Below are 22,175 nucleotides of genomic sequence, written 5' to 3' on the forward strand. Positions count from 1 at the left end.
AGAGCGTAGATGCTTCGGGGAGCGCTGACAATCCCGGTGATCTCGCGCGGATCAATGCGAAAACTCGCACCGCGAAATGTGTTATGGAATCGATCCCACCAGGGTCGTATTGACTTACTGCGATGTCCGCCGGCATGCTGGCCCCGCAGACCACGGGACGCGGCGGCATTTGATGTAACGCTGCGTTACGTCCCGTAGGGACCTGACTGCCCGTCGCGGCGGACGGCATGACGATCTGATCGGCACACGCACGCTTTCGGCACGCCTGGCGCGCCGGAGGTGTGACGCCGCGTGCCCGTGGTCGCAGCCTCGTTGCCCCCCGCCGAAATAGGAGACGGCATGCGTCGCAGCACATTGATCATCGGGGCGATCGCGGGACTGTTGCTGTCACTCGCGATCGTCGTCCAGCCAGCGTCAGCGGCACCAGCGTTTCGCGCTCTGCTGTTTACCAAAACCACCGGCTACCGCCACGACTCGATCCCCGCCGGCGTCACGATGTTCCAGGAACAGGCCGCCGCCAACAACTTCGAGGTCGTGCATTCCGAGGACGCGAACGTATTCACTCCGGCCAACCTGGCCACGTTCGACGTGCTCATCATGTTCCAGACCTCCGGCATGGTGTGGACCACCGCGGCCCAACGCCAGGCGGTAGAGGGATACCTGGCCAGCGGCAAAGGCATCGTCGCCGTCCACAACGCCACGGACATGGGCATCGAGAACGAGTACCCGTGGTGGGACCAGACCATCAACGCCGGCGCGCACATGCCGGAACACTCCCCCGGCGTGCTGCCCGGCACCGCCATCGTCGCCGACAAGAAGCACCCGTCGACGGCCAGCCTGCCGGACCGCTGGAACCGCAGCGAGGAGTGGTACAACTTCGACCGCAACCCGCGCGGCAACGTGCACGTCCTGGTAACGGCCGACGAGCGCACCTACAACCCCGGCTCCCGCGCGATGGGCCCGGACCACCCGATCTCCTGGTGCCGCAACACCGGTGGCGGCCGGGTGTGGGCCACCGCGATGGGCCACGCGATCGCGTCCTACAGCGAGACCAACTTCCGCAACCACGTGCTCGGCGGCGTCAAGTGGGCCGCCGGCAACGAGCCCGGCGACTGCGGCGGCACCGTATGGAGCAACTTCGAGAAGCGCACGCTCGACGACAACACCGCCGACCCGATGGCCCTCGCGGTCGCACCGGACGGGCGGGTCATCTACGTCCAGCGCGGCGGCCAGGTGAAGATCTTCCGGCCGGCCACGAGCTCGACCGTCACCGCCGGCACCCTCAGCGTCTACACCGGCGGTGAGGACGGCCTGACCGGCATCGCGCTCGATCCCAACTTCGCCAGCAACGGCTACGTGTACCTGTACCACTCGCCGGCCAGCAGCACGACAGACGTCAACCGGGTCTCCCGCTTCACGCTCACCGGCGACACCCTCAACACGTCGAGCGGCGTCACCATCATCGACATCCCCGCGTACCGGGACCGCACGTTCCCGGAACCGGGACACACCGGTGGGTACATCGAGTTCGGGCCGGACGGAAACCTCTACATCGGCACCGGTGACGACACGCCGCCCAACCTGGACGCCAACTGGCAGGGCTACGCCCCGCTGGACTGGCGGTCGGGCAAGGCCAACCTCGACGCCGCCCGCACCGCCGGCAACACCAACGACCTGCGGGGCAAGCTGCTGCGGATCCGGCCCTCGGCCGGCGGCGGGTACACCATCCCGGCCGGCAACCTCTATCCACAAGGGACGGCGCAGACCAAGCCGGAGGTCTACGCGATGGGCTTCCGCAACCCGTTCCGGTTCTCGATCGACCCGGCCAACGGGTGGGTCTACCTCGCCGACTACGGCCCGGACCGGGGCGGTCCGACAACCAACCGCGGCCCTGAGGGGCTCGTCGAGCTCAACGTCATCAAGACGGCGGGCAACTACGGCTGGCCGTTCTGCCATGGCGACAACCAGCCGTACGCGCCGTTCAACCCGGACACGGGCGCGGTGGGCGCGAAGTTCAACTGCAACTCACCGGTCAACAACTCGCCCAACAACACCGGCCTGACGAGTCTCAAGCCGATCGTCGCCCCGAACATGTGGTACGGCTACGGCACCTCGCCGACCTTCCCCGAGCTCGGCGCCAACGGCGCGGGCCCGATGGGCGGACCGGTCTACCGGTACAACGCGGCCAACCCGTCGGCTACGAAGTTCCCGCCGTACTACGACGGCGTCCACTTCTTCTACGAGTGGACCCGCAACTACATCAAGGAAGTGCACTTCGACTCGGCGACGGCCGTCACGCGCACCAACCCGTTCCTGCCCGCGGGCAACTTCATCAAGCCGATGGACATGGAGTTCGGCCCGGACGGCTCGCTGTACCTGCTCGAATGGGGCTCCAACTTCGGCGGCGGCAACAACGACTCCGGCCTCTACCGCATCGACTACATCCACGGTGGACGGTCGCCGATCGCCAAGGCCACCGGCACACCGATCAGTGGCAACGCGCCATTGACCGTGCAGTTCAGCAGCGCCGGCACCACCGACCCGGACGCGGGCAGCACGCTCAGCTACCAGTGGACGTTCGGCGACGGCGGCACGTCGACGGCGGCCAACCCGTCGCACACCTACACCGCCAACGGCAACTACACCGCCCAGCTGAAGGTCACCGACAACACCGCCCGGACGGCGTTCGCCAACGTGCAGATCACCGTCGGAAACTCCGCGCCGGTGGTCACCATCACCGTCCCGTCCAGTGGCGGCATGCTCAACTTCGGCGACCGCGTCTCGTACACCGTCAGCGTCACCGACCCGGACGGCGGGACGATCGACTGCACCAAGGTCTTCGTCAACCCCGCCCTCGGCCACGACGACCACCAGCACGAGACGACCGACTACCCGGGCTGCTCGGGCACCATCTCCACCGAGCTGCTCGGCGGGCACCCGGACGGCGCCAACCTGTACTACGTCCTCAACGCCCGCTACACCGACGCCGGCGGCGCCGGTGGCGCGGCCCCGCTGACGGGGTACGCCAACGCGGTGCTTCAGCCGAAGCACAAGCAGGCCGAGTTCTACACCAACCAGTCCGGGGTACGGGTCGTCGACCAGGCCGGCGCGGAGAGCGGCAAGCGGGTCGGTGACATCTCCAACAACGACTGGGTGGCGTTCAGCCCGATGAGCCTGTCGGGCATCACCAGCGTGAGCTACCGGCTGTCGTCGCCGAGCGGCGGCGGCGGATCGATCGAGCTGCGCGCCGACTCACCGACCGGCACGCTGCTGGCCACCACACCGGTGTCCAGCACCGGCGGCTGGGACAACTACCAGTCCACGCCGGCCGTCAACACCGCCGCCCTGTCCGGAACCCACACGCTGTACATGGTGTTCAAGGGCTCTTCCGCCAGCCTGTTCGACCTCGACTCGTTCACCTTCGGCGGAGCCGGCGTGGGCGTCGGCGTGCCCAACCCCGGCGGCATAGCCGGCCGGACCTGGACCGTCGCGGCCCAGCACAGCAACAAGCTCATGGACGTCAACGGAGTGTCCACCGCGGACGGTGCTCAGGTCGTCCAGTGGGCGGCCACCGGCGGCAACAACCAGAAGTGGCAGGCCGTCGACGCCGGCGGCGGCGCCGTCTACCTCAAGCCGCTGCACAGCAACAAGTGCCTCGACGTGACCGGCGGCTCCACGGCACAGGGCGCGTTCCTCCAGCAGTTCACCTGTAACAACAGCAACCAGCAGAAGTTCCTCGTCACGGCGACGGCCACGTCCGGTGTCTACACCGTCAAGAGCGTCCCCAGTGGACTGTGCATCGACGTCAACGGGGCGGCCACCACCGACGGCGCGCGCCTGCTCCAGTGGAGCTGCCACGGCGCCAGCAACCAGCAGTGGCGGTTCACCGCCGCGTAGCCCATCAGCTGGGATGTTCCGGCGCGCCGGGCGCGTGCCGGAGCATCCCTCCCCCACCACATCCGAGGAACCGCCATGGTCGTTCCGAAATCTCGGCGCCGCGCGTACAGGCGACTGTTCGTCGCGGGCGCCGCATCCGTCCTCGCCCTCGTCGCCGGCACCGCGGTGGCGGCGACCATCCAGCCGGGGCAGAGCGCCCCGATCACGGGCGTCCAGTCAGGACGGTGCCTGGCCGTCCCCAACTCCAGCACCAACAACGGCACGCAGACCCAGCTGTGGGACTGCGCCGGGACCGCCAACCAGACCTGGACGTACACGTCGTCGAAGCAGCTGACGGTGTACGGCAACAAGTGCCTGGACGCCAACGGCAGGGGCACCGCCAACGGCACCGCGGTCATCATCTGGGACTGCAACGGGCAGAACAACCAGCAGTGGAACGTCAACTCCAACGGCACTATCACCGGCGTGCAGTCCGGCCGCTGCCTGGACGCCAACGCACAGGGCACGACGAACGGCACGAACGTCATCCTCTGGGACTGCCACGGCCAGACCAACCAGCAGTGGAACTCGCCGGCGCCGACTCCGCCGACGACCCCACCGACCACCCCACCGACGAGCCCGCCACCGACCGGTGCCGGCCCGTGCGACATCTACGCCTCCGGTGGCACGCCCTGCGTCGCCGCACACAGCACGACGCGCGCGCTGTACGGCTCGTACAACGGCAACCTCTACCAGGTGCGGCGTTCGTCCGACAACACGACCCGCGACGTCGCCGTCCTGAACGCGGGCGGCGCGGCGAACGCGTCGACCCAGGACTCGTTCTGCGCCGGCACCACGTGCGTCATCACCGTCGTCTACGACCAGTCCGGCCGCGGCAACGACCTGTGGTACCAGGGATCGAGCGTCGTCCCCGGCTCGACACAGAGCCGCCCGGCGATCGCCACGTCCGAGTCGCTGACCGTCGGTGGCAGCAAGGCCTACTCGCTCTACATCAACCCCGGCAACAGCTACTGGCGCGACGGCCACCTGACCGGCGTGCCGACCGGCAGCGCCCCCGAGGGCATGTACATGGTGACCAGCGGCACCCACGTCAACAACGGCTGCTGCTTCGACTACGGCAACAGCGAGACGACCCGGTCCGCGGACGCCGCCGGCGCGATGGACGCCATCAACTTCAGCACCCAATGCTGGTTCGGCGGATGCTCCGGCACCGGCCCCTGGGTGCAGGCCGACCTCGAGTGGGGCCTCTACCCCGGCGGCAGCCAGACCTGGAACCCGAACCAGCGGGCGTTCACCAGCAAGTTCGTCACCGCGACGCTCAAGAACAACGGGACGACCCGCTTTGCCATCAAGGGCAGCAACGCCCAGTCGGGCAACCTCTTCACGCTCTGGGACGGCGCGCTGCCGCCCGGCTACAGCCCGATGAAGAAGCAGGGCGCCATCATCCTGGGCAGCGGCGGCGACTGCTGCAAGCCCGGCGGCGGCGCCAACCTCAGCGCCGGCACCTTCTACGAAGGCGCCATGGTCGCCGGCTACCCGTCCGACGCGACCGAGAACGCGGTACAGGCCAACATCGTCGCGGCCGGGTACCGCTGACCGCACCCCCGAGAGAACGGAGTACCTCCATGCCCCACGGCATCAATCGGCACCGATGGCGCGCACTGCTCGCCGTCGCCGGCACGGTCGTGCTGGCCGGTGCCGGCCTCGTCGGCATCCGGCTCGCGTCGGCGGCCGCGGACGTCGTCCCCCTCGCCGCGACGGCCGGATGTGGCAAGGCCCCGGGTCTGAACAGTGGCACGCACACGATCCAGAGCGGCGGCCAGAACCGCAGCTTCATCCTGCGGGTCCCGGCCAACTACAACAACAACAACCCGTACCGGTTGATCTTCGCGTTCCACTGGCGCGGTGGCACCATGAACGACGTCTCCTCGGGCGGGAGCAGCGGAAGCACCTGGTCCTACTACGGGATGCAGGAGCAGTCGAACAACAGCGCGATCCTCGTCGCGCCACAGGGCAACGGCAACGGCTGGGCCAACCCCGGTGGTCAGGACATCACGTTCGTCGACGACATGATCAGGCGAATCGACGACGCCCTCTGTGTCGACACGACACAGCGCTTCGCCCTCGGCTTCAGCTACGGCGGCGGCATGAGCTACGCGATCGCGTGCGCCCGGGCCAACGTCTTCCGGGCGGTCGCGGCCTACTCCGGCGCGCAGCTGAGCGGATGCAGCGGCGGCACCCAGCCGATCGCCTACTTCGGCCTGCATGGCATCTCGGACAACGTCCTGAACATCTCTCAGGGACGTTCGCTGCGGGACACGTTCGTGCGCAACAACGGCTGCGCGGCCCAGAGCCCGCGCGAACCGTCGCAGGGCAGCGGGCAGCACGTCACCACGCTGTACTCGTGCCGGGCCGGGTACCCGGTGCAGTGGGCCGCGTACGACAGCGGGCACGGACCGGCTCCGGTGGACGGCTGCTCCGGCTGCGAGGACGGCGCCCGTACCTGGACCAAGGGCGAGGTGTGGCGGTTCTTCGCGCAGTTCCAGGGGACGACCCCGACCACCAGCCCGACCGTGAGCCCCACGTCGTCGACGACGCCGAACCCGACCGGGTCCCGGCTCCGGGGTGAGGCCTCCGGCCGTTGCCTCGACATCAGCGGGGCGAACTCGGCCAACGGCACGCAGGCGCAGATCTGGGACTGCCACAACAACGCCAACCAGCAGTTCAGCCAGAACGGGCAGGAACTCAGGGTGATGGGCAAGTGCCTGGACGTGCCGTCCAACGCCGCGGCCGGCACCCGGGTGCAGATCTGGGACTGCCACGGCGGCGCCAACCAGCAGTGGACCCACAACGCCAACGGGACGATCAGCAGCGGCCAGACCGGCCTGTGCCTGGACGTCAACGGCGCCGGCACCGCGAACGGCGCAGCCGTGATCGTGTGGAACTGCCACAGCGGCGCCAACCAGCGCTGGGCCCGCGCCTAGCGAAAGTAGCCGGCTGAAGGCGGTCCCGCGGTGGCGGGGCCGCCTTCAGTCATCAGAACTTTGGTCACATTTTTGACGGCCGCCACCGATCTGACTAATGTGTTCAGCGACAGGTATCAATGGGCGGGCTGGGCGACGCCGACAATCGCAGAGGAGGAGAGTTGGCCAGAAAGCAGTGGCAGAGACGTCATCGCGCCGCGCTGGCGTTCTCATGCGTCGCAGCCGCGGGTGTGTTGACGTTGGCGGCGACCGCGATGCCGACGGGCGCCGCCCCGGTGCCCGGTGCCGATCCAGGCGTCGGCGTCCTTGCCGCCAGCGCCGGATGCGGCAAGAGTCCGACGCTGACCAGCGGCACCCACACGATCCAGAGCGGCGGCCAGAACCGCAGCTTCATCCTGAGGCTGCCCAGCGGCTACGACAGCAACCGTCAGTACCGTTTGATCTTCGGCTTCCACTGGCTGGGCGGCAACGCCAACAACGTCGCCAGCGGCGACTACTACGGCCTCGGCAGCCTGTCGGCCAACAGCGCGATCTTCGTGGCGCCCGAGGGCCTCAACAACGGCTGGGCCAACTCCGGCGGCGCGGACGTCACCTTCACCGACAATATGATCACCAGGATCACGAACGACCTCTGCGTAGACACGAGCCAGCTCTTCTCGCTGGGCTTCAGCTACGGCGGCGGCATGAGCTACGCGCTGGCCTGCGCCCGGGCGAATGTCTTCCGCGCGGTCGCGATCTACGCCGGCGGGGTGATCAGCGGATGCAGCGGTGGCACCCAGCCCATCGCGTACATGCAGGCGCACGGGCTGAGCGACAACGTGCTGAGCATCTCCGGCGGGCGGTCGATGCGGGACAGGTTCGTCGGTAACAACGGCTGCACGCCGGCGAACCCACCGGAGCCGACGCAGGGCAGTGGCCGGCACACCAGCTTCACCTACTCGGGCTGCCGGGCGGGGTATCCGGTCGTCTGGCACGCGTTCGACGGCGGCCACATCTTCGATCCGCGGGACGCCGGCTCCTCGACCTCCTGGCTGCCCGGAGAGACCTGGCGCTTCTTCTCCCAGTTCTCCAGCACCACCACCACTCCGCCCACGACGTCCTCGCCGCCGGTCACCACCTCGCCGCCGCCGGTGACCACCTCGCCGCCGCCGGCCGGTTCCGGCTGCACCGCCACCTACGCGGTCACCGGGCAGTGGGGCGGCGGCTTCCAGGCCGAGGTACGGGTGACCGCCGGCTCCTCCGCCATCCGCGGCTGGACGGTGACCTGGACCTACGCCAATGGACAGCGGGTAACCCAATCCTGGAACGCGACGGTGACGACGAGCGGGTCGACCGTGACCGCCCGCAACGTCGACTACAACGGCACGCTCGCCGCCGGAGCCACAGCCACGTTCGGCTTCCTCGGCTCCTGGACCGGCAGCAACCCGGTGCCGGCCGCGACCTGTACGGCCACGTAGCACCTGGGCGGGCGAAGGCGGCCGTGGACAACCACGGCCGCCTTCGCTTGTCACCGCCTCGGACGCGTTGCGGCGTTACGGCAGGGTCCAGCGCTGGTTGGTGCCGCCGTGGCAGGTCCAGATGATCAGCTGGGTCCCATCGGCGGAGCTGCCGCCGTTGGCGTCGAGGCACCTGCCCGACTGCGGGTTGACCAGCGAGCCGTTGGCTCCGGGGGTCCAGTTCTGCCCGCCGCTGCCATTGCAGGTCGACAGCTGCACCAGGCCGCCGTTCGCGGTGCCGCCGCCGGCGACGCCCATGCACTTGTCGAACGCGCGCAGCGTGTTGCCGTTGACCGTCCATCGCTGGTTGGTGCCGCCGTGGCAGCTCCACAGCTGGATCTTCGTGCCGTCGGCGGAGCCGGACCCGCTGACGTCGACACACTTGCCGGAGGCGCCGGTGATCGGGCCGACCCGGGGCGTGGTGCCGCCCAACTCCTTGATCCGGATGTTGCGGAACGACACGTCGTCGCCGGTGCCGTGGTTCTGGATGCCGATGTAGCCGGAGGTCAGCGACCGCACCGGATCCGCGTTCGTGAAGTCGTTTATCTTGGCACCGTTCAGGAAGACTTGCAGCCGCTCACCTTCGACCAGCAGCTCGTAGGTGTTCCACTCGCCGGGCGGGTTCAGCGCGGCGTCGCGGGCCGCGATGTCCGCCGACTTGACCCCGTATATCGCGCCGGTCGTCTTGTCCGCGGTGTCGGTGGCGTCGATCTGCACCTCGTACCCGTTGCTCATGGCCGAGTTCGGGTCGCTGCTGGCCGGAAACCCGACGAGCACGCCGGAGTTGTCGTCGCCCGGCACCATCCAGTCGAGCTTCAGCGAGTACGCGCGAAACTCCTTGGTGTTGTACCAGAGCATGCCCAGCCCGCCGGTGGAGGTCAGCGTGCCGTTGCTGTTGTTGAACCCGCCGGGCCCGGCCTGGGACCAGCCCGTGGTGGCGCCGTTGTAGAGGGTGGTGTAGCCGGTTTCCGGGCGGCAGTCCGCCTTCGTCCGGTTGGCCGCGTACCTGATCCCGCCGAGCACCAGCGACCGGAACCCCGCCTCGGTGTAGCTGCTCTGCGTGTGGCCGCTGCCGGTGTAGAACGAGCGTCCGCCCTGGAGGGTCTTGCACCAGGTGTGCGGGTGGTCGGCTCCCATCCCGCCGCCGGAGTACGTCGACTCGTCCAGTGTGGACAGCACCCGGGCCGACGACCGCGGGTTGGTCCGGAAGTTGTACCACTCGTCGGTGCGCACCCACGCCGGGTTGAGCCCGGCGGTCGCCGCGTGCGCCCGGTTTTCCACCCGGATGGTGGCCTGCTGGATAGCCGGGTGCGAGGAGAAGTACGCGCCGACCAGTTCGCCGTAGAAGGGCCAGTCGTACTCGGTGTCCGAGGCCGAATGCACGCCCACGTACCCGCCGCCGGCCCGGATGTAGTTTTCGAACGCGGTTTGCTGGGTGGCGTTCAGCACGTCACCGGTGGTGTTGAGGAAGACGACGGCCTCGAACTGGGCGAGGTTGGTGGCGTTGAACTGGTTCGAGTCCTCGGTCGCGGTCACCGTGAAGCTGTTGGCCGCGCCCAGGTCCCGAAACATCTGGATGCCGGCCGGGATCGAGTCGTGCCGGAAGCCGGCGGTCTTGGAGAACACCAGCACGTCGTACGGCGCGTCCGCGGCACTGGCCGGCGTCACGTTGGTAACCAGGAGGAGGGCGGCCGCGGTCGCCGCCATCGCGAGTGTTCTCATAGGACGGTCATACCTTTCGTCGTCGGCTTTGGGGAGAGGCGCGCGGCGACGTCGGGATCGGGGCGCGGGGTACGACGTGCCATCGAACGCCCCCGCGCCCCGTCCCCTACTGGGCGAGGGCTGGCACGGCCGGTCGCTGGCACAGGGTGGGACCCAGCGTGGCCGTCAGTGGTGGGCAGCCCTCACGCAGAGCATTCATAAGACGTCATACGTTATACGAAAAGATAGGGCCCAGTCAATATAGCCATCGCGCCGTCCTTCCCCGCGGAGGGCGGGCGTAGGCGTGGGTCAGGCGGTGGGGAACGCGCGTGCGGCGCCGCGCACGGAGACGGTGACCGAGTCGCCGACCGCGAGGGGCGGGGTGGAGTCGAGGATGCGGGCGGTCACCTGGGTGCCGTCGGCGAGCCGGAGCAGCACGAGCGCGTCGTGGCCGTGGAAGTCGTGCCGCACGACCGTGGCGGTGGCGCCGTCGCCGTTCGCGGACACGTGCATCTGCTCGGGGCGGAGCAGCACCGTGACCGCTCCCCCGCCGGTGGTGCCGCGCAGCGGGAGGCGGCCCAGCGGGGTCAGCGCCACCCGTCCGTCCACTGTGGCCGGCAGCAGCACCGCCTCGCCGACGAAACCGGCCACCCACTCGGTGGCGGGCTCGCGGTACACAGTGGACGGCGCGCCACTCTGCACGATGCGGCCGTCGCGCATCACCGCCACCTGGTCGGCCATCGAGAGCGCCTCACCCTGGTCGTGGGTGACGAGTACGGCGGTGGCGCCGTCCGCCCGCAACGCCTCGCGCACGTCGCGGCGCAGCTCGCCGCGCAGGCCGGCGTCGAGTGCGCTGAACGGCTCGTCGAGCAGTACCAGCGGCGGCCGCGGGGCCAGCGCGCGGGCCACCGCGACCCGCTGCTGCTGGCCGCCGGAGAGCTGGTGGGGCATGCGGTCGCCGTATCCGGGAAGCCCGACCAGGGCGAGGACCTCCTCGACCCGCCCGGAACGGCGGGCGGCGCGGTCGAGGCCGTAGCCCACGTTGCCGGCGACCGACAGGTGCGGGAAGAGCGCGCCCTCCTGCGGCACCACCGCGACGCGGCGGCGGTGCGGCGGCACGTGGGTGCCGGGCCCGGCGACGGTCCGCCCGGCGAGGCTGACCGTGCCACTGTGGACCCGCTCGAAACCCGCGACGCACCGCAGCAGTGTCGTCTTGCCGCACCCGGACGGGCCGAGCACGGCCGCGAGCGTGCCGGCCTCGACCTCCAGGTCGGCGCCGTCCAGGGCGGTGACGGGGCCGTACGCCTTGCGCAGGCCGGTGACCGACAGCATCACAGCCCTCCCCGCACGGTGAGGAACCAGGTGGGCACCGCGGCGAGGCCGACCAGAAGCGCGGCGTACGGGGCGGCGGCGGCGTACGAGGCGGTGCTTGTGTGTGTCCACAGCTCGGTGGCGAGCGTGTCCATGCCGGTCGGCCGGAGCAGCAGCGTGGCCGGCAGCTCCTTCATGCAGGTGAGGAAGACCAGCGCGGCGCCCGCGGCGATGCCGGGCAGGGTCAGCGGCAGCGTGACCGTACGGAACACGGCGACCGGTCCCCGGCCCAGCGCGCGGCCGGCCTCCTCCAGCGCCGGCGGCGACTGCGCGGCGGCACCCGCCACCGCGCCGACGGCGAGCGGGAGAAAGAGCGTCGCGTAGGCGAGGGCGAGCAGCCACACGCTCTGGTAGAGCGGGTACGCCACGTTGATGCCGAAGAACACGAGGGACAGTCCGATGACGACACCCGGCAGGGCGTGCGCCACGTAGGTGAGGCGGTCGAGCGCCGTGGCCAGCGCGCCCGGCGCCCGCGCGGTGAGCAGGCCGACCGGCAGGGCGAGCAACATGGTGAGCGCCGCACCGGCGACGGAGACCGCGAGGGAGCTGCCCGCGGCCGCGGCGACCTCGCCGAGCGAGCCGGGGCGGGAGACGCCCTCGGCAAGCCATCGCACGAGGCTCGCGAACGGCACCCCGAGCGCGAGCACGGCGACCGCGGTGAGCGCGGCGGCGGCCGGCCAGCGCGCGGCACGCAGACGCAGCCGGGTGGGTGGGCGGCCGGCACCGCCGACCCGCGCGTAGCGCGCGCCGCGGGCGCGGGTGAGCAGCTCGCCGCCGATCAGCAGCACGGTGAGCACCACCAGCACGGTGGAGAGCACGAGCGCCCCGGTGCGGTCGAAGCCCAGGTTGAAGGCGGTGAAGATGGCTCGGGTGAACGTGTCCACGCGCAGGATCGAGATCGCACCGAAGTCGGAGAGCACGTACAGGGCGACGAGCAGCGCGCCGGCCGCGACCGCCGGCCGTACCTGCCGCAGCGTCACGTCGGTGAACGTGCGCCAGGCGCCCCGCCCCAGCGAGCGGGAGACCTCCTCCTGCGCCGGGTCCGCGCCGGCGAGGGCGGCGGCGACGGGGAGGAAGACGTACGGCGAGGAGCAGAGCGTCAGCACGAGCGCGGCCGCCCAGAAGCCGGCGAACGAGTCCACAGTGGATATCCAAGCGAACCCCGCCACGTAGGTCGGCACGGCCAGCGGCAGCGCGGCGAGCACGCCGAAGGCCCGCCGCCCGGGCAGGTCGGTGCGGGTCACCAGGAACGCGCCCGCCACTCCCAGCGCGGTGCACGCGGCGGTCACCACCGCGGCGAGGGCGATGCTGCGCCCGGCGAGCACCGCCACGCGTCGCGTGAACAACTCGCCCACGATCCGCGACCAGCCAGCCTCCCCGGTCCGTACCCCCAGATAGATGAGGGGGATGAGGGCGACCGCCACCGCGGCGGCCGACGCCACCGCGAGCGCCGGGCGGGGCGCGACCCGCCGCACCGCCCAGCGGGCGGGCGCGGCGACCGGTCGCGTGCTCAGGCCAGCCCCGCTTCCTTGATCATCGCCACCGTCGCGTCGAGCGTGTCGAGGTCGTTGAGGTCGATCTTCGGCGCGGCGAGGCTGTCGAGCGCGGGGAGGCCGGCCGCGGTGGGTACGCCGGAGACCAGCGGGTACTCGAACGTCTCCTCGGCGAAGTACGTCTGCCCCTCGGTGCTGAGCAGGAAGTCGACGAGCGCCTTCGCGTCCGGGTCGGTGGCGGCCTTCGACAGCAGGCCGACGCCCGCGACGTTGACGAGCGCGCCGGTGTCGCCGTTCGGGAAGAAGTGCAGCTTCGCGGTCATCTGGTCGGCCGTGATGCCCTTCTCCTTGGCCTGTTCGAAGACGTAGTAGTGGTTGACGAGGCCGGAGGCGAGCTTGCCGTCGTTGACCTCCTGGACGATCTGGATGTTGCTCTCCCGGATCTGGGCGTCGTTGGCCTTCAGCCCGGTGAGGAACTCCTTCGCCTTGGCGTCGCCGTGCTGCACGCGCAGCGCCGTCACGAACGCCTGGAACGAGCCGTTGGTCGGCGCGACGCCGACCTTGCCCCGCCACTGCGGGCCGGTGAGGTCGAAGACCGACGCCGGCAGGTCGTCCTTCGGCACGGCGGCGGGGTTGTACGCGAACACCCGCGACCGCCCGGTCACGCCGACCCACTCGCCGGCGCGCGACTGGTAGATCGCCGGCACCTTGCCTAGCACGTCGGCGGGGAGCTTGGCGAACAGGCCGCGCTTGGCGACCTGGCCGAGCGCACCCGCGTCCTGGGCGAAGAAGACGTCGGCGGGGCTCTTGTCGCCCTCTTCCTCGATCTGCGCGGCCATCTGGGCGGTGCTGCCGTACCGCACCTTGACCGTGATCCCGGACTGCTGCTCGAACTTTTCGAGCGCGGGCTTCACGAGCGACTCGCTCCGGCCACTGTAGACGGTGATGGTCTTGTCGCCGGGGTCACCGCTGTCGAACTCGTCGCCGCCGCAGGCGGCCGCCGCCACGAGGACGGCACTCACGGGCAGCAGGGTCCAGATTCTACGCAGATACACAGGTAAGGCATACCTTACTGAGGGTAGCCTTGGCAATCATTCTCCCAGCTCAGTATGAGGGAACTCCCAGCTAGGTCCGATCTTAGGGCAGCCTTGCTTAAGCTCTCGACGTGACGTCCGCGCTCCATGCTGTCCCTTTTGTGCAGAACTTAGCGTCGTTCGGCGACCGGCCGGCCTTGATCACGACTGACGGGTCGGTGTCGTACGCCGATCTCGCCGCGCGGGCGGAAGAGGTGGCGCGGCGACTCGGGCCGGCGCGGCGGCTCGTCCAGGTCGAAGGGGGCAACTCGGTCGACGCGCTGGTGGCGTATCTGGGTGCCCTGGCCGGCGATCACCCGGTCCTGCTCGTGCCGCCCGGTCCGTCGGGCGCCGCCGTGGCCGCCGCCTACGACCCGGACGTCGTGATCGGCCCGTCGGGCCCGCGCGAGGTGCGGCCGGGGTCCGCGCACGACCTCCACCCCGACCTGGCGCTGCTGCTGAGTACCTCCGGCTCGACCGGCTCCCCCAAGCTCGTCCGCCTCTCCCACGACAACCTGCGCGCGAACGCCGCCTCGATCGCCGAGTACCTCGACATCCGCGCCGAGGACCGGGCCGCGACGACGCTGCCCATGCACTACTGCTACGGGCTGTCGGTCGTCAACAGCCACCTGCTGCGCGGCGCCGGCCTGATCCTCACCGACCTGTCGGTGGCCGACGCCGCGTTCTGGGACCACTTCCGGTCCGCGAGGGGGACGGCGTTCGCGGGCGTGCCGTACACGTTCGACCTGCTCGACCGCACCGGCTTCGCCAGCATGCGGCTGCCGTCGCTGCGCTACGTGACGCAGGCCGGCGGCCGGCTCGCACCCGACCGCGTCGCGCGGTACGCCGCGCAGGGACGCCGGGACGGCTGGAAGTTCTTCGTCATGTACGGGCAGACGGAGGCGACCGCGCGGATGGCGTACCTGCCGCCGGAGCTCGCCGAGTCACGGCCGTCGGCGATCGGGGTGCCGATCCCGGGCGGGTCGTTCCGCCTCGACGCTTCCGGCGAGCTCGTCTACTCGGGGCCGAACGTCATGCTCGGCTACGCCGAGGGCCCGGCCGACCTCGCGCTCGGCCGGACGGTCGACGAGCTGCACACCGGCGACCTCGCCCGGCGGGGCACCGACGGGCTGTACGAGATCGTGGGGCGGCGCAGCCGGTTCGCGAAGATCCTTGGCCTGAGGATCGACCCGCAGGGCGTGGAGGCGCTGCTGGAGCGGGAGGGCGTGCGCTCCTTCTGCGCGGCCGGCGACGACCTGCTGATCGTGGCCGCGCAGGCCCCGGCGGACCCGGCGTCGGTGCGGCGGCTCGTCGCGCGGGCATGCCGGCTGCCGGCGGGCGCCGTCGGCGTGCACGTGCTGGACGAGCTGCCCCGCCTGCCCTCCGGAAAGCCGGACTACGAGACGGTCCGGTCGCTGGCCGCGGCTGCTCCGGAGGCACCGACCGACGACCTGTGCCGCCTCTTCGAGAAGGTCCTCGACACCACCGGTGTCACGCCGGACCACAGCTTCGTGACGCTCGGCGGCGACTCCCTGTCCTATGTGGACATGTCGTTGCGGCTGGAGAAGGCGATCGGCCACCTGCCGCCCCAGTGGCACACCCTGCCCATCCGCGAGCTGCGCCCCGCGGTGGACGGTGGCGGCCGCCGCTCGCTCGAGACGAGCGTCGCCCTGCGCGCCATCGCGATCGTGCTGATCGTGGGCACCCACGCGACGCTCTTCAACGTCTCCGGCGGCGCCCACCTGCTGCTCGGCGTGGCCGGTTTCAACTTCGCCCGCTTCCACCTCACCGACGCCCGCCGCACCGAACGCCTCCGCCACATCACCACCGCCGCCACCCGCGTCGCCGTGCCCAGCATCGCCTGGATCGGCGCGGCGATCGTGCTGCTCGGCGCCTACGAGTGGCCCAGCCTCCTGCTGGTCAACAGCGTCGCCGGCCGGCGCGAGGGCGGCACGGGCTGGCACTTCTGGTTCATCGAGGCGCTCGTCTACATCCTGCTCGCCGCGGCCGCGCTGCTGGCCGTGCCCGCGGTCGACCGGCTCGAACGCCGGCGGCCGTTCGCGTTGCCGCTGGCCGTCATGGCGCTCGGCCTGGTCACCCGCTACGACCTGCTCGACCTGCATCCCGAACACCACCTGCCGTCGGCGGTGCGGGTCTTCTGGCTGTTCGCCATCGGCTGGGCCACCGCCAAGGCCACGACAAAATGGCAACGCCTCGCCGTGACGGCGGCGATCGTGGGCACGGTGCCCGGCTACTTCGGCGACCCGTCCCGCGAAGCGGTGGTGGTCGCCGGCCTCGTGCTGCTGGTGTGGGTGCCGAGCCTGCCCAGCACCGGCGCGGTCAACCGGGTGACCGCGGTACTGGCCGGCGCGTCGCTGTACATCTACCTCACGCACTGGCAGGTGTATCCGCGGCTGGACCACCACAACGCCCTGCTCGCGGTGGTCGCCTCCCTGGCGGTGGGCATCGGGTACGCGGCGCTCGCCGGCCGTGTCCCCGGTTGGTACCGCAGGTGGCGCGCCCGGCCCGGGGGACGGGAAATTGGCGTGTAACCGTGGACGCTCCTGGCCGGTCAGCCTGATGACGGCGTGGAAGGGAGCTCCATGGATGGCACGGCGGCCGTGCACGACGCTTACCAGGCGTACTACCGGCGGCTGGTCGGCGCGGTCTACACCCTGACCCGGGACCTGGCCGAGGCCCAGGACGTGGTGCACGAGGCGTTCGCCCGGGCGCTGGCCCACCCGGCTCGCTTCGTCGAGGTGCGCGACCCGCAGGCGTGGCTGCTGACCGTCGCCATGAACATGGCCCGCAACCGGTACCGGCGCCACCGGTCGCCATCGGCCGCGACGCCTTCCTGCTCAGAAACGACCACGCGATCTGGCTGTCCTCCGACGGCCGCACCTGGCAGGCCACCACTCCCCCGTGGCAGCGGTAGGAGCGCACTTGCCACCGAGACGGGGTTGTGCCCAAGGTAGGGCGGTGAGTGATGTTCTCGGTGGCGCCGGGCGGATCCTCGACGACGACGCGGTCCGGGCCTACGTCGCCGGGCGGCTGGCCGCGGCCGACCTCGACGGGCGCAGCGTCTGCGTCATCGTCCCGGACGGCACCCGCAGCTGCCCGCTGCCGCTGCTGCTCGGCGCGCTCCACCGCGCGCTGGAGGGGCGGGCCAGCCGGGTGACCGTCCTCGTCGCGCTGGGCACCCACGCCCCGATGGACGAGGCTCACCTGCTGGCACACCTCGGCGGCCCGTACCCCGGCTGGACCGTCCGCAACCACGAGTGGTGGGATCCCGACGCCCTTGTGTCGCTCGGCTACATCGACGCCGACCGGGTCGCGGAGCTGGCCGAGGGCCGCATGAAACGCCCGGTCGAGGTGGTGCTCAACAGGGCCGTCGTCGAGCATGACGTGTGCCTGGTGGTCGGGCCGGTGTTTCCGCACGAGGTGGTCGGGTTCTCCGGCGGCAACAAGTACCTCTTTCCCGGCGTGGCGGGGCAGGAGATCATCGACTTCTCGCACTGGCTCGGCGCCCTGATCACCAGCGCGGCCATCATCGGCACCCGCGGCACCACGCCGGTACGCGCGCTCATCGACGAGGCCGCCGCCCTGGTCCCGAGCCACCGGCTGGCGCTGTGCCTGGTCGTGCGGTCCGGCACCGGCGCACTGCACGCCGCCTCCTTCGGCACACCGGAAGAGGCATGGGCGGCGTGCGCCGACGTTTCCGCCAAGACACACGTGTCCTACCTGGACACTCCGGTGACCCGGGTGCTGTCCGTCGTCCCGGCCAAGTACGACGACATGTGGACCGGCGCCAAAGGCTTCTACAAGGTGGAGCCGATCGTGGCCGACGGCGGCGAGGTCGTGCTCTACGCCCCGCACATCACCCGGCTGTCGGCCACGCACCCGGAGATCGAGGAGATCGGGTACCACTGCCGCGACTACTTCCTCGGCCAGTGGGACCGGTTCTCCCACCACCACTGGGGCGTGCTGGCCCACTCCACCCACCTGCGCGGCGCCGGCACGTGGACACCCCAGGACGGCGAGCGCGGCCGGGTCACGGTCACACTCGCCACCGGCATCCCGGAAGACGTGGTACGCCGCGCGAACCTCAACTACCGGGACGCCGGCACGGTCGACCTCGACGACTTCGCCGCCGACCCCGGCACGCTCGTCGTCCCCCAAGCCGGCGAGGTCCTCTACCGCCTCCGGTGATCTGCGAATGGGGCCTGGCCTGCCACGGTTGACAGTCGACACTTAGCTCAGCAATCATTGACTCAATGAGTACTGAGCTGGATCGGCTGACGGCGCGGGCGCGGGTGCACGCCGCGCTCGGTGACCCGTCGCGGTTGGCGATCGTCGACACCCTGACCCTGGGTGACGCGTCACCTGGTGAGGTCGGCGCGGCGCTGGGCCTGCCGACCAACCTGGTCGCCCACCACCTCAAGGTGCTCACCGACGCCGGCCTGGTGATCCGCGGCCGCTCGGAGGGCGACCGGCGCCGCACCTACCTGCGGCTCGTGCCCGAGACCCTCGCCGCGATCGCCACCCCCGCCTTGCCGGCACCGGAGCGGGTGGTGTTCGTCTGCACCCACAATTCGGCCCGCTCCCAGCTCGCGGCGGCGCTCTGGGGGCGGCGCAGCCGGATCCCGACCGCCTCCGCCGGCACCGAGCCGGCCCGCCGGGTGCACCCCCGCGCGGTCCGCGTGGCCAAGGCACACGGCCTGCGCATCGACCCCCGCGCGACGGCACACGTGTCCGACGTGGTGCGCGCCGACGACCTGGTGATCGCCGTGTGCGACAACGCCCACGAGCACCTGACCGGCGACGCGGGGCGCCGGCTGCACTGGTCGGTCCCCGACCCGGCGCCGGCCGACACCGACGAGGCGTTCGAGGCCGCGTTCACGCAGATCGCCGCCCGGATCGACCGCCTCGCCCCAGTCCTGGACCACACCACGCCACACACCGAGGATGGCCGCCACCATGACTGACCTGACCAGCCACCACCGCGACGACCTGTCCGTCGACCAGCAGCTCGCGCTGCGCACCGCCGCCGGCCGGCTCGGTGAGGAGTTCACCGGCGTGTTCGGCACCGAGACGATCGAGCGGTTTCTGCACACCAGCTACGACCAGTTCGCCACCCGCAGCACCGTGCCAAACTTCCTGCCGCTGCTGGCCGAGCGGTTCGCCCGCCAGCGGCTGACCGCACTAGCCCGCGTGGAAGGGCTGCGCACCGACGCCCGCCCGGTCGTGCTGTTCCTGTGCGTACACAACGCCGGCCGTTCCCAGATGGCATTGGGCTTCTTCCAGCACCTGGCCGGCGACCAGGCGATCGCCTGGTCCGGCGGCTCGGAGCCCGGCTTCGAGGTCAACCCGGCCGCGATCGCCGCCATGGCCGAGCGCGGCATCGACATCTCCGCCGAGTACCCCAAGCCCTGGACCGACGAGGTCGTGCAAGCGGCCGACGTCGTCGTCACCATGGGCTGCGGCGACGCCTGTCCGATCTTCCCCGGCAAGCGGTACGAGGACTGGACCTTCGCCGACCCCGCCGGCCTCACCGTCGAGGACGTCCGGCCGATCCGCGACGCGGTCGAGCAACGCGTCCGCCACCTGCTCGACGAGCTCGGCGTCTCCGTCACCGCATAGCGCCGGCACCCGGTCAGGTCAACAGGCGCACCCACCGCCCGCCCGGCTGTCGCTTGTGGACAGATCGACGGCGGGCAGCAGGGGCAGCAGCCCGCGACCCGCTGAGGCCCCGGCTTCGATCCGGTCGCTGTCGCACACGCCGGTCTCCGGCAGGTCCAGCCGGACGTCCCGGGCCGCGGACCAGTCGCCGGCGAGGGCGGCCACGACCGAGCGGGCCTGCAAGTAGCCGGTGGCCATCAGGAACGTCGGCGCCCGGCCGTAGCTCTTGACCCCGACGGCGTAGAACCCGGGCTCGGGGTGGGCGAGCTCGTCGACGCCGTGCGGTGGGACCGTGCCGCACGAGTGCAGGTTTGGGTCGATCAACGGGGCCAGCGCCCGGGTGGAGCCGAGGATCGGGTCGAGGTCCAGGCGCAGCTCGCCGGTGAGGCCGTGGTCGGGACGGAATCCGGTGGCCGAGACCACCCGATGGACCGTGATCGTGCGCGTGCCGTCGGACACGGCCACCTGGTCGCCGTGTGGTGTGAGGGTGTGTACGCCGAAGCCGGTGACCAGCTCGATCCTGCCCGACTCCACGTGCGCCCGCAGCCGGCTGCCGATCGCGCCCCGGGCCGGGAGGGCGTCGGCGGCCTCCCCGCCGTAGGTGCGGGCCGGGCTGGCCGACCGGATCGCCCACAGCACCGCGGTCCCCGGCGCCTGGACCGCGAGGTCGGCCAACGCCAGGAGAGTGTTGGCGGCCGAGTGACCGGCACCGACCACGAGCGTGCGGCGGCCGGCGAACCGGCCCCGGTCGGCGCCGAGCACATCGGGCAACGCCGTCTCGACGAATCGGGCGGTCGCGGTTTCGCCGTGTGCGGGTATGCCGGAGGCGCCGAGCACGTTCGGCGTGTGCCACGTGCCGGAGGCGTCGATCACCGCTCGGGCCAGCAACTCCCGGCCGCCGGCGAGCCGCACCAGAAACGGCGCGCTTTCGCGGCCGGCGGTGCGGAGCCGGTCGACCCCGCGGCGGGTCACCGCCACGACGCGGGCGCGGTAGCGGATGTGTGGCTTGAGTGCCGGGAGGTCGGCCAGCGGCTGGAGGTAGTCGGCGACAAGTTGCGCGCCGGTGGGCAGCGCCTCCTGGTCCGGCTCCACCCAGCCGGCGCCCGCCAGCAGGCGGCGGGCGGCGGCGTCGACGTTGTGCCGCCACGGGGAGAACAGCCGCACGTGCCCCCACGCCCGCACCGCGGCGGCCGGGCCGTCCCCGGCCTCCACCACCGTGAAGGGCAGATCGCGTTCGTGCAGGTGGGCGGCGGCGGCCAGACCGACCGGGCCGGCACCGACGACCACGACCGGCGGCGCGTCAATGTCCATAGTGGAACTCCTGTCTCAGGCGATGTGCGGGCTGCGGCGCTCGACGAACACGACATCGCGCCACCAGCCGCCGTGCATGGCGTGCCGGCCGATCCGCTCGCGCACGCCGAGCACGCGGAAGCCGGCGTTCGTGTGCAGAGCGAGGCTGGCCGTGTTTTCCGGGAAGATCCCGGACTGGATGGTCCAGATCCCGGCCGCCTCGGTGGAGGCGATCAACGCATCCAGCAGCGCCCGGCCCGCACCCCGGCGTCGAGCGGCCGGGTCGACGTACACCGAGTGCTCGACCACCCCCGCGTACACCGGCCGGCTCGACACCCGCGACACGGAGACCCAGCCGAGCACCGCGTCGTGGTCGTCGACCGCGACGTACCGGTGGTCGGGCAGCTTGCTCGCGTCGAAGGCCGCCCACGACGGCGCCGCCGACTCGAAGGAGGCGTGGCCGCCGTCGATGCCGGCCTGGTAGATCCGCAGCACCGCGTCCGCGTCGGCGAAGTGCATGGGCCGGATCCTCATCAGCACACCTCCGGCGGGGCGGGGGCGGGCTGACCCATGACCACGTCGGCGGCGGACGGGAAGCACTGGACGCAGTTGCGGTTGATCCGGTAGTGCCGGGCGGTGCCGACCGGCTCCACGAGCACGAACCGCACGTCGGCGAGGATCTTCAGGTGCTGCGACACGGTCGACTGCGCCAACCCCACCGCGGCGACGATCTCGCCGACCGGCATCGGCCGGTCCTGACGGGCCAGGTAGGCCACGATCTGCACCCGGCTCGGGTCGGCCAAGGCCCGGAACCACGACGCGTACGTCTCCGCGACCCCGCGGTCCAACAACTCACTCATCCACTCGAACCTTCATCGTCAATCGCCGATCAACGATGAAGTGTAGCGACCGGCCAACCCGCTCCGCATCCGGACTCCTTGTTTAGACGTCCCTCTAAGCAGGGTTGCACCCCGCCTCGATGATCGCCTCAGCGCCCGGCGGAGAGATGCGCCGCGGCACCTGGGTCTACTACCGCCCCCCGCCGCGGCCTGATGAGCCAGCTCGGCGCACTGCTCGCCACGCCCCGAGCCGGCCACCGTCTAGAGACCTTTCGAAGTCGGGGTCGCCGCCCGCCCTGGCGTTACGTCAAGAGCAGATTTGCCCACGTCCGCGTCAGCGGCAGACCGTATG

The 22,175-nt window shown here is 71.0% G+C and carries 16 protein-coding genes; 9 read left to right on the plus strand and 7 right to left on the minus strand.

Annotated features, from left to right (window positions below; all coding sequences use genetic code 11):
* The first annotated feature begins 339 nt into the window (after positions 1-339).
* From ACTMTJ_RS14690 to ACTMTJ_RS14705, 4 genes are all read left to right on the plus strand, one after another.
* Complete coding sequence (locus tag ACTMTJ_RS14690; RefSeq protein WP_441216939.1) at positions 340-3,897, plus strand: ThuA domain-containing protein; 3,558 nt, start codon at positions 340-342, stop codon at positions 3,895-3,897.
* Positions 3,898-3,972: 75 nt separating this feature from the next.
* Complete coding sequence (locus tag ACTMTJ_RS14695) at positions 3,973-5,493, plus strand: arabinofuranosidase catalytic domain-containing protein (protein ID WP_441216940.1); 1,521 nt, start codon at positions 3,973-3,975, stop codon at positions 5,491-5,493.
* Between the two features lie 29 nt (positions 5,494-5,522).
* A complete protein-coding gene (locus tag ACTMTJ_RS14700) occupies positions 5,523-6,881 on the plus strand; it encodes a ricin-type beta-trefoil lectin domain protein (RefSeq protein WP_441216941.1) in 1,359 nt (452 codons plus the stop codon).
* A 230-nt stretch (positions 6,882-7,111) separates the two neighbouring features.
* Positions 7,112-8,338: a cellulose binding domain-containing protein gene (locus ACTMTJ_RS14705; protein ID WP_441216942.1), complete on the plus strand. Its 1,227-nt coding sequence runs from the start codon at positions 7,112-7,114 to the stop codon at positions 8,336-8,338.
* Positions 8,339-8,413: 75 nt separating this feature from the next.
* Here ACTMTJ_RS14705 and ACTMTJ_RS14710 read toward each other — a convergent pair whose 3' ends face one another.
* The 4 genes from ACTMTJ_RS14710 to ACTMTJ_RS14725 form a co-directional block, all read right to left on the minus strand.
* On the minus strand, positions 8,414-10,099 hold the full coding sequence (locus tag ACTMTJ_RS14710; protein ID WP_441216943.1) for a ThuA domain-containing protein: 1,686 nt from the start codon (positions 10,097-10,099) through the stop codon (positions 8,414-8,416).
* Between the two features lie 288 nt (positions 10,100-10,387).
* Positions 10,388-11,410 (minus strand): ABC transporter ATP-binding protein, encoded by a 1,023-nt coding sequence (locus tag ACTMTJ_RS14715; RefSeq protein ID WP_441216944.1) that lies wholly within the window; start codon positions 11,408-11,410, stop codon positions 10,388-10,390.
* The gene (locus ACTMTJ_RS14720; protein WP_441216945.1) at positions 11,410-12,924 is read right to left on the minus strand and encodes an ABC transporter permease; all 1,515 of its coding nucleotides are present in this window, start codon (positions 12,922-12,924) and stop codon (positions 11,410-11,412) included. The genes ACTMTJ_RS14715 and ACTMTJ_RS14720 overlap by 1 nt, the downstream gene beginning before the upstream one ends.
* 35 nt (positions 12,925-12,959) lie before the next feature.
* Positions 12,960-13,997 carry an iron ABC transporter substrate-binding protein gene (locus ACTMTJ_RS14725; RefSeq protein WP_441216946.1) on the minus strand — a complete coding sequence of 346 codons (1,038 nt, stop codon included), beginning with the start codon at positions 13,995-13,997 and terminating at the stop codon, positions 12,960-12,962.
* A gap of 110 nt (positions 13,998-14,107) precedes the next feature.
* On the opposite strand from ACTMTJ_RS14725, the gene ACTMTJ_RS14730 reads away from it, so the two are divergent.
* From ACTMTJ_RS14730 to ACTMTJ_RS14750, 5 genes are all read left to right on the plus strand, one after another.
* Positions 14,108-16,567 (plus strand): AMP-binding protein, encoded by a 2,460-nt coding sequence (locus ACTMTJ_RS14730; protein WP_441216947.1) that lies wholly within the window; start codon positions 14,108-14,110, stop codon positions 16,565-16,567.
* Between the two features lie 51 nt (positions 16,568-16,618).
* Positions 16,619-16,990 (plus strand): RNA polymerase sigma factor, encoded by a 372-nt coding sequence (locus tag ACTMTJ_RS14735; RefSeq protein WP_441216948.1) that lies wholly within the window; start codon positions 16,619-16,621, stop codon positions 16,988-16,990.
* Positions 16,991-16,994: 4 nt separating this feature from the next.
* Positions 16,995-18,224 carry a lactate racemase domain-containing protein gene (locus ACTMTJ_RS14740; protein WP_441216949.1) on the plus strand — a complete coding sequence of 410 codons (1,230 nt, stop codon included), beginning with the start codon at positions 16,995-16,997 and terminating at the stop codon, positions 18,222-18,224.
* Positions 18,225-18,289: 65 nt separating this feature from the next.
* Positions 18,290-19,000: an arsenate reductase/protein-tyrosine-phosphatase family protein gene (locus ACTMTJ_RS14745; RefSeq protein WP_441216950.1), complete on the plus strand. Its 711-nt coding sequence runs from the start codon at positions 18,290-18,292 to the stop codon at positions 18,998-19,000.
* Positions 18,993-19,655, plus strand: a complete 663-nt coding sequence (locus ACTMTJ_RS14750; RefSeq protein WP_441216951.1) for an arsenate reductase ArsC — start codon at positions 18,993-18,995, stop codon at positions 19,653-19,655. The genes ACTMTJ_RS14745 and ACTMTJ_RS14750 overlap by 8 nt, the downstream gene beginning before the upstream one ends.
* Positions 19,656-19,673: 18 nt before the next feature.
* On the opposite strand, the gene ACTMTJ_RS14755 is transcribed toward ACTMTJ_RS14750, so the two are convergent.
* Genes ACTMTJ_RS14755 through ACTMTJ_RS14765 form a run of 3 tightly spaced genes read right to left on the minus strand, consistent with a single transcriptional unit; the run spans position 19,674 to position 21,844 of the window.
* Positions 19,674-21,005 carry an NAD(P)-binding domain-containing protein gene (locus ACTMTJ_RS14755; RefSeq protein ID WP_441216952.1) on the minus strand — a complete coding sequence of 444 codons (1,332 nt, stop codon included), beginning with the start codon at positions 21,003-21,005 and terminating at the stop codon, positions 19,674-19,676.
* A gap of 15 nt (positions 21,006-21,020) precedes the next feature.
* A complete protein-coding gene (locus ACTMTJ_RS14760) occupies positions 21,021-21,518 on the minus strand; it encodes an N-acetyltransferase family protein (protein ID WP_441216953.1) in 498 nt (165 codons plus the stop codon).
* Positions 21,518-21,844, minus strand: coding sequence for an ArsR/SmtB family transcription factor (locus ACTMTJ_RS14765; RefSeq protein ID WP_441216954.1), 327 nt, complete (start codon positions 21,842-21,844; stop codon positions 21,518-21,520). Before ACTMTJ_RS14765 ends, ACTMTJ_RS14760 begins: the two co-directional genes overlap by 1 nt.
* Positions 21,845-22,175: the final 331 nt, after the last annotated feature.

Source organism: Phytohabitans sp. LJ34, assembly GCF_052068095.1.
In the GTDB taxonomy this organism is placed as follows: Bacteria; Actinomycetota; Actinomycetes; order Mycobacteriales; family Micromonosporaceae; genus Phytohabitans.